The 6,148-nt window shown below is 41.1% G+C and carries 7 protein-coding genes and 3 pseudogenes; 4 read left to right on the top strand and 6 right to left on the bottom strand.

Features of this window, described 5'->3' with window-relative positions; all coding sequences use genetic code 11:
• Window positions 1-25: 25 nt before the first annotated feature.
• A pseudogene (locus HP401_RS35625) lies at window positions 26-174 on the bottom strand (tautomerase family protein); the annotation flags it as partial.
• A 428-nt stretch (window positions 175-602) separates the two neighbouring features.
• Here HP401_RS35625 and HP401_RS30735 point away from each other — a divergent pair.
• The gene (locus HP401_RS30735) at window positions 603-971 is read left to right on the top strand and encodes a hypothetical protein (RefSeq protein ID WP_173606096.1); all 369 of its coding nucleotides are present in this window, start codon (window positions 603-605) and stop codon (window positions 969-971) included.
• 54 nt (window positions 972-1,025) lie between these two features.
• Here the strand turns inward: HP401_RS30735 and HP401_RS30730 are convergent, their stop codons facing one another.
• A complete protein-coding gene (locus HP401_RS30730; RefSeq protein WP_173606095.1) occupies window positions 1,026-1,490 on the bottom strand; it encodes a DinB family protein in 465 nt (154 codons plus the stop codon).
• A gap of 96 nt (window positions 1,491-1,586) precedes the next feature.
• A complete protein-coding gene (locus tag HP401_RS30725) occupies window positions 1,587-2,483 on the bottom strand; it encodes a LysR family transcriptional regulator (RefSeq protein ID WP_173606094.1) in 897 nt (298 codons plus the stop codon).
• Window positions 2,484-2,592: 109 nt separating this feature from the next.
• Here HP401_RS30725 and HP401_RS30720 point away from each other — a divergent pair, with 109 nt between their 5' ends.
• The 3 genes from HP401_RS30720 to HP401_RS30710 all read left to right on the top strand — a co-directional run bounded on the left by HP401_RS30720 (window position 2,593) and on the right by HP401_RS30710 (window position 4,491).
• Complete coding sequence (locus HP401_RS30720; RefSeq protein ID WP_173606093.1) at window positions 2,593-2,976, top strand: tautomerase family protein; 384 nt, start codon at window positions 2,593-2,595, stop codon at window positions 2,974-2,976.
• A 43-nt stretch (window positions 2,977-3,019) separates the two neighbouring features.
• Complete coding sequence (locus HP401_RS30715; protein ID WP_173606100.1) at window positions 3,020-3,352, top strand: carboxymuconolactone decarboxylase family protein; 333 nt, start codon at window positions 3,020-3,022, stop codon at window positions 3,350-3,352.
• An 896-nt stretch (window positions 3,353-4,248) separates the two neighbouring features.
• Window positions 4,249-4,491 carry a hypothetical protein gene (locus HP401_RS30710; protein WP_173606092.1) on the top strand — a complete coding sequence of 81 codons (243 nt, stop codon included), beginning with the start codon at window positions 4,249-4,251 and terminating at the stop codon, window positions 4,489-4,491.
• Here HP401_RS30710 and HP401_RS30705 read toward each other — a convergent pair.
• From HP401_RS30705 to HP401_RS30695, 3 genes and pseudogenes are all read right to left on the bottom strand, one after another.
• Window positions 4,435-4,650, bottom strand: coding sequence for an IS3 family transposase (locus tag HP401_RS30705; protein ID WP_309145142.1), 216 nt, complete (start codon window positions 4,648-4,650; stop codon window positions 4,435-4,437). The two genes, HP401_RS30710 and HP401_RS30705, sit on opposite strands and share 57 nt — an antisense overlap.
• Window positions 4,651-5,105: 455 nt before the next feature.
• A pseudogene (locus HP401_RS30700) lies at window positions 5,106-5,288 on the bottom strand (DNA cytosine methyltransferase); the annotation flags it as partial.
• 277 nt (window positions 5,289-5,565) lie between these two features.
• A pseudogene (locus tag HP401_RS30695) lies at window positions 5,566-6,052 on the bottom strand (SDR family NAD(P)-dependent oxidoreductase).
• Window positions 6,053-6,148: the final 96 nt, after the last annotated feature.

Raw genomic sequence — 6,148 nt, 5'->3', positions numbered from 1 at the left:
TTGCGGAAGCGCCTGCCTTCCCTCAGTTTTCTTTTTCAAGTTCATGTATCAACACTTGAATTTTATCCGGCACGATCTTTAATTCGTTTGTTGTTAACTCTGTTGTCTGTACAATGAATTCTTTTTCATATCTTTCGACATAGCTGGCCATGTATTTAGTACAATGAATGGCATTTCATACACATCCTTGATTATTTGATAAAAAGGAGCAACATACTTAAATATATCCGAACGAATGTTTTTATAAGCTTGAACCACCCCCTTAAATCAGAAGATTACACTATCTTTTGTAAGTGAACTCGTCCAAAGCCGTTTAATTGGCTTCTTACATCCAACCAGATTAAGTATGGGTCTGGCGATCACCTCATCAAGCAAAAAAAGAGCAACCCTTATCAAACGAAAAATCGCATGATAGAGTGCTCCTCTGAATGTTTAGTTTCGTTATTTTATACTGCAACCATGTATTGATACTCCCCGATTTTTTAGGTTTTTTCACAATGATTTATTATTTCGCCAAGAGTAATATACCCACTAAACCTGAATACATTTAGAATTGTGTTCCGGCACAATCAAAAAACTTTTGTTCTGAGGGAGAATGAGGAATGGGTAAATTTCGTGTTACATTTAAAAGCATAGTCGTTCACAGATCTGATGATGGAGCATTTGACAGTACGTTAGAAACAAAATGGAATTTTATCATTAATGGATCCATCTTTTCCTGGACAAAAAATCTAAAAGCACAAAATACACCGTACGCCATTGATATCAGTCATGATCTTGATGTTCCTGATAACTCAATCATTCATATCGAGGTTTATGGAAACGAAATTGATACGGTTAGTGATGACGAATTACCTGGTTTTATTCATACATGGAACATAGATAACAAATGGGGCTTAGGATTTCATCCTGTGAAAGAGTCCAACGACGATATAGCTTACACACTCAATTATGAGATTTCCCAAATATAGGAGATTACCAACTCCTATTCATTTTTGCCCCCACGTTCTCAAACTGGCGTGGGGTTATCTCTGTCGATACGCCTCTCTCACACGCTCAATCTGGGCAAGGTGAACGCGCACATGCTGGATGCGATATTCCAGCAATTCTTTGAAAGTGAACCGCGCTCCATCGGGATACACCCCTACTCGCTCGCTCTGTTGTATTGTCAGATTGGTCAAAATTGGCAGCATACTGTTGCGTAGCAATTGGAAGAGCAGCAGATGCTGTTCGAGATCCAACTGATCATACCCCACTCCATTCACCCATGAGTCTTGGTCAAACGAATAGAGATTCGCCTCTTCCTCCGCCAGGACTTTTCTCATCCGGTGCGTCGACAAAATCTCGGAATCTGTTACATGAATAAGTATCTGGTGGATGCTCCATTTGTCCGGTGCAGGCTTGAAACGAAGCTCCTCTTCCGTCAACCCCTCGATGGCTTCCCGCAGCATTTTGTATCCACGACTGTACTCTTCCAACCATGTTTCCATTTAGTGCCTCCTTCATTTAAAGCCTTTTTCCATATTTTACATCATCTCTCCATTGAATAAATACGCTCTCGAAAGCAACGGTTCATAATACCTAATTCAAGTTAAGCCTACTCGTCCTTGCAAATTGAGCAATTCTTCCTTTAAATATTGCAAAAACAATTTTTTAGTCGAAGATATATTTTCTATGCTGCTTTTTTGTAACAAGCCAATAGGAATATACGGATCTGACATTTCGACCTGTATGGTGACCACATCAGACGATAGTGGTAAGGAATTCGGGACTACTCCGACAGACGGGATTTCTTGTACAAATGATGGTATTGAAGAAATTTGACTGACTGAATAATAAAATGGCTTAGCAGAATAGCGGGAAAATTCTTTTTCCAAACGCATATGGTACAAGCAGTTTTTTCCCCCGACGATCAACGGGTACTCATACAGTTCTTCCAGTGAGAGAGAGGGTTTCAAGGCAAAGACATGATCTTTAGACACGATAAAGGAAATCTTTTCGTTGTATAGAGGCTCCAGGTGTAAGGAAGGTAGATTGTACGGTTCTCCACAAACGGCGAAGTCAAGTGAGTTATCAAGTAATGCCTGAGAGAGTGTGTCCGTATTTCCAACGACAAAATTACAGGTAATATTTGGTCTACATTCACGGAATTTGTGAAGGACTATCGGCAGCACAGTTGCTGTCAAGGTTTCGATTACTCCGATATTCAGTATCCCAATCTCTTCTTTTTGCAAAGATTTGGCTTGCTCCAATACATAATTCCAATGATGAATCAGTTTATCAACTTCCTCAGCAAATATTTTTCCTGATGCCGTTAACTCTGCATCCCAGCCTCTTTTAAAAAGTTTGATGCCAAATTCCTTCTCCAGTCTCTGCACTTGATTGGTGACGGTAGACTGCGCGTAATTCAACTTTGCGGCTGCCTTAGTGAACGTGCCCTCTTGAATGATGGTACGAAATGTGGTTAGTTCTTTCAAATCCATGCCATCAACTCCATCTAAAAAAATGAAAAATATTATGATTTAATTCAATTATACAGATGAAGATGGAAGGCGTAAAATCGAGTTATGAAAATGAAAGGGGTCATACAAGATGCCATTCGTACGAGTGGGTTACCTAGAAAATCAATATACGGAGAAGGATTTGCCCATTATAAGTCAATGTATCATGAGCGCCTTGCGAGATCATTTCAGTGTTCCAGAAAATGATTTTTTCCAAGTCTTTCACGCCCATGGACAGAGCGAATTTTATTACAGTCCTGATTACTTGAATATTGCTAGAACAGACCGGTTGCTTTATATCCAAATAACATGTGGATCAGGAAGGAGCAGAGATCAAAAAAGAGCGTTTTATAAAAATTTATCCGTGCTCTTGTCCATTCAGTGCAACATCCAAGAAGAAGATGTATTTGTTGTTCTGCTTGAAACGGAAGTGGAGGATTGGACGTTTGGAAACGGAATTGCCCAAATGATTTGATATGCGGCTTTGTGTGGGTAAAAAAGAGAAAGTAGGAATGACGATGAGACATAAACGGATTACATCGACTGCTCGAGAAACCATTGGAGATATTGCTCCAGCCTTTGTCGGTTATACGGAAGAAATTCTGTTCGGTGATGTATGGGGAAGAGAAGAACTGTCGCTCCGGGAGCGGAGTCTCATTACGGTATCCGCTTTAATAGCTAGCGAGCATACAAGTCAACTCCCTTATCATCTCAACCTTGCCAAGGAAAATGGTCTTACTGAAGGAGAACTGATAGAAGTGATGACACATCTTGCTTTTTATGTAGGATGGCCACGTGCTGGATCGGCAATTCTTCTTGCCAAAGAGGTTTTTCATAAAAACGAAAATTGACGATCAAAAACATAACGGGAAACTGACCACCATGTTAGAGCGCTACATCGGCAGTGTTAATTAATAGGTAAGATATAATAGGTGACATTTAAGAGAATCTGCATTTATCAAAGCTCGAGCCCGTTCGTATTAAGTGATTTTAGGTACTTGTTGACGAGTTTGGTCAACAATCCGTCAACAACTGGTCAACATTTTCTCTATGCTCCGGCATTTATATGTCGGGGCTTTTAACATTGGCAAGAAATCATCTAATTTTACATTTGGATCAATCTTGCGCAAAGCTCTTATTATCCCGTTTGCCATCTTAAGTTAGGGGAATATTCATCACTGGACGTAGCTCTTGTAGCTGTGTCCTTGTTTATTCCAGCCTCTTTGCAAAGCCACTGCTGAGTCACCCCATGTTGATCTATCCACTTAAATCAGGTTGCCGCAGTAGCTGCCTTAAGTCAAACAAATTCTTTGATTAAAAAGAACAAAAGCAACTTTATAAAAAATGGTAAAAAAGTATCAATTAACCAAAAATGGTTGCCACTTCAATTGATACTGGTTCATACTGGGATTACGAACTTTTCTGGTGGGGACACCGCTTCTATCTGTCTCATGAGTTATGTCAAGACATTCGCTCTGAAGCAATGGAATCGGCGGAGGTGGCACCATAACAGCGGGGATACTTGTAGGTTTAGGGGTCCTAGCTGGATAGCTTCGATTATAGTTAGTACTGGTGTACTGAGTCTTTACGTCGTCACCAAGATTGACAGAGGTAATGGGGTTTACATTGATGCCTTCAGTAGCCCTACATTAGGGCTCCCTAAAGTTTACTCAGCATCATAATACTTTTCAGATGGGTAGAACACTTTCGTTCTACCCCTTCATATATAGGAAGGGGGTGACGGTACTTGATAGCAACCCGCTACATCATTCATAACGTATTTGGCTTTTTTGCCATCTTGCTACTCTCTCATTTAGCACTCTCCCCCTTTCTTGGAGCGATCCTCGTGAGCATTATTTGGATAGTCTCTGCAGCTTTTTTCACAATGGACTATAAAGAAACTAAACAGATCAAAGGAATAGTTCTTACCGCATTAACACTTTACGTCATTATGGATCTGTTGGTTCTTATAACGCTTCTGGAAAATTGAAGTCCATGAAAAAGAATCCCTCCCCGGATTATGGTCAAGACCCCAATATGTAGACATTGAGAAAAGTCCCGGCCTTAAGATGGATAGCTGACGCCTGAATTCTACGGGCGTCAGCTTTTTTAATTTTCTTTGCGGCCGATTATCGTTGTAAAATTGGATATACTCTCAATTCGTCTTTGTGCTTCATCCACGACGTTCGACTTCTTTTACCATCCAATGCTAACCCTTAATTTCTTCCTCTACCTTTCCCTTCTGTACAACTTCAAGAGCCGGCTCGAGATTGATAAAGGCGGTGTCATACTTGAGTTATCAACATTTAATTTATCGTGATGATCAGAGTCCATTCATCCCATATTATTTTCTTTGCCTTTTGTCGAAGATCACATTTCACAATTTCTCTTCTATAGAGAAACGAAGAAAGAACTTGGCCGATAGGGTCAAAGAGAGTCGATAAATTCACTTTAGACAAGAACGATAGTCCTGTACTTAATACATAAGTGGAGCTAGTGAGGTGAAAGTATCCTTTTGCTTGCAAGCTGAAACATGAATTAACAACTTGAGCATTTTGTATCCCAAACCGTCAGAGCCATCTGTCCGACAGGCTGTTTGTAATGTTAGAATGCTACGGCGTTTCCTGATCCGGTGCAATGTTCTGGCAAGTTCACCCTGACTAATGCTTCCACGAATGGTGGCGGTACCGAGTTTCCATAACGAGCAACTTGTGCAGTCTTCTTGTATTCCTTTCCATCAGCGTCCTTGTCGATAACTTCTGGGAACCCTTGAGCAGCGAACAATTGGTCTATCCAATGTCTGCCCTCTTACTTCTTGGCTTGCAGTCTCGCTATGATACTGAGCAAGGAATGCAGCCACTTAACTTAAATTTCGTCAACAATCTTTCAACAACTTGTCAAATGAAAATCAAGACAAAAAAGAAAAACCCCTGATTTCTCAAGGGTTTTAATGTCGTTCATATGGTGGAGCATAGTGGGATCGAACCGCTGACCTCTACATCGGCAGAGTAGCGCTCTCCATACTGTTTGGTTTCACTGCCTAAGAACCTGAATCCTCAGTATTCTAGACTGCAGTGTATCCTCCATCTACCATCAAACTGGTGCCTGTAATGAAAGAAGCATCTTTGCTGGCTAAGGACAGGACGGCTCTCTCTACCTCTTCTGGTTTGCCCAATCTGCCAACGGGTGCTTTGCCAACGAAGCTGTGGACAAAGCCGCAGTTGACGATCGCACCTCCGTCACTTTGATTCAGCATTTGCTTGACAGCATGTTTATTGCAAAGAAAAACACCCGTTACATTAACATCAATCGTGCGTTTCCATACTTCAAAGTCAAGCTGATCAGTGGAACCATCGCTTTTTGGTGACATCCATTTGAATAAAATGCGTGTCCAAGCCTCTTTGATTAAACTCTTTAGAGATAGTCTGGAATGCTTCAGACAAATCTGCTAGGACCACTTTCGCACCTTCTTCAGCGAATAATCTGACCGTTGTTGCCCCAATGCCACTGGCCCCACCAGTGACGATAACGGCCTTTTGCTCAAACCATATACGAATAGATCTCCTTAGCAGCCGGCGAAATTTAGCCGGATCGGAAGCACTACCCTCATCCGATAGCAAATCACCAGCCAACCTTTCAAAATGTTA

Origin of the sequence: Brevibacillus sp. HB2.2 (assembly GCF_013284275.1) — a bacterium.
In the GTDB taxonomy this organism is placed as follows: Bacteria; Bacillota; Bacilli; order Brevibacillales; family Brevibacillaceae; genus Brevibacillus; species Brevibacillus brevis_D.
This window is presented reverse-complemented; position numbering and strand designations above follow the sequence as displayed.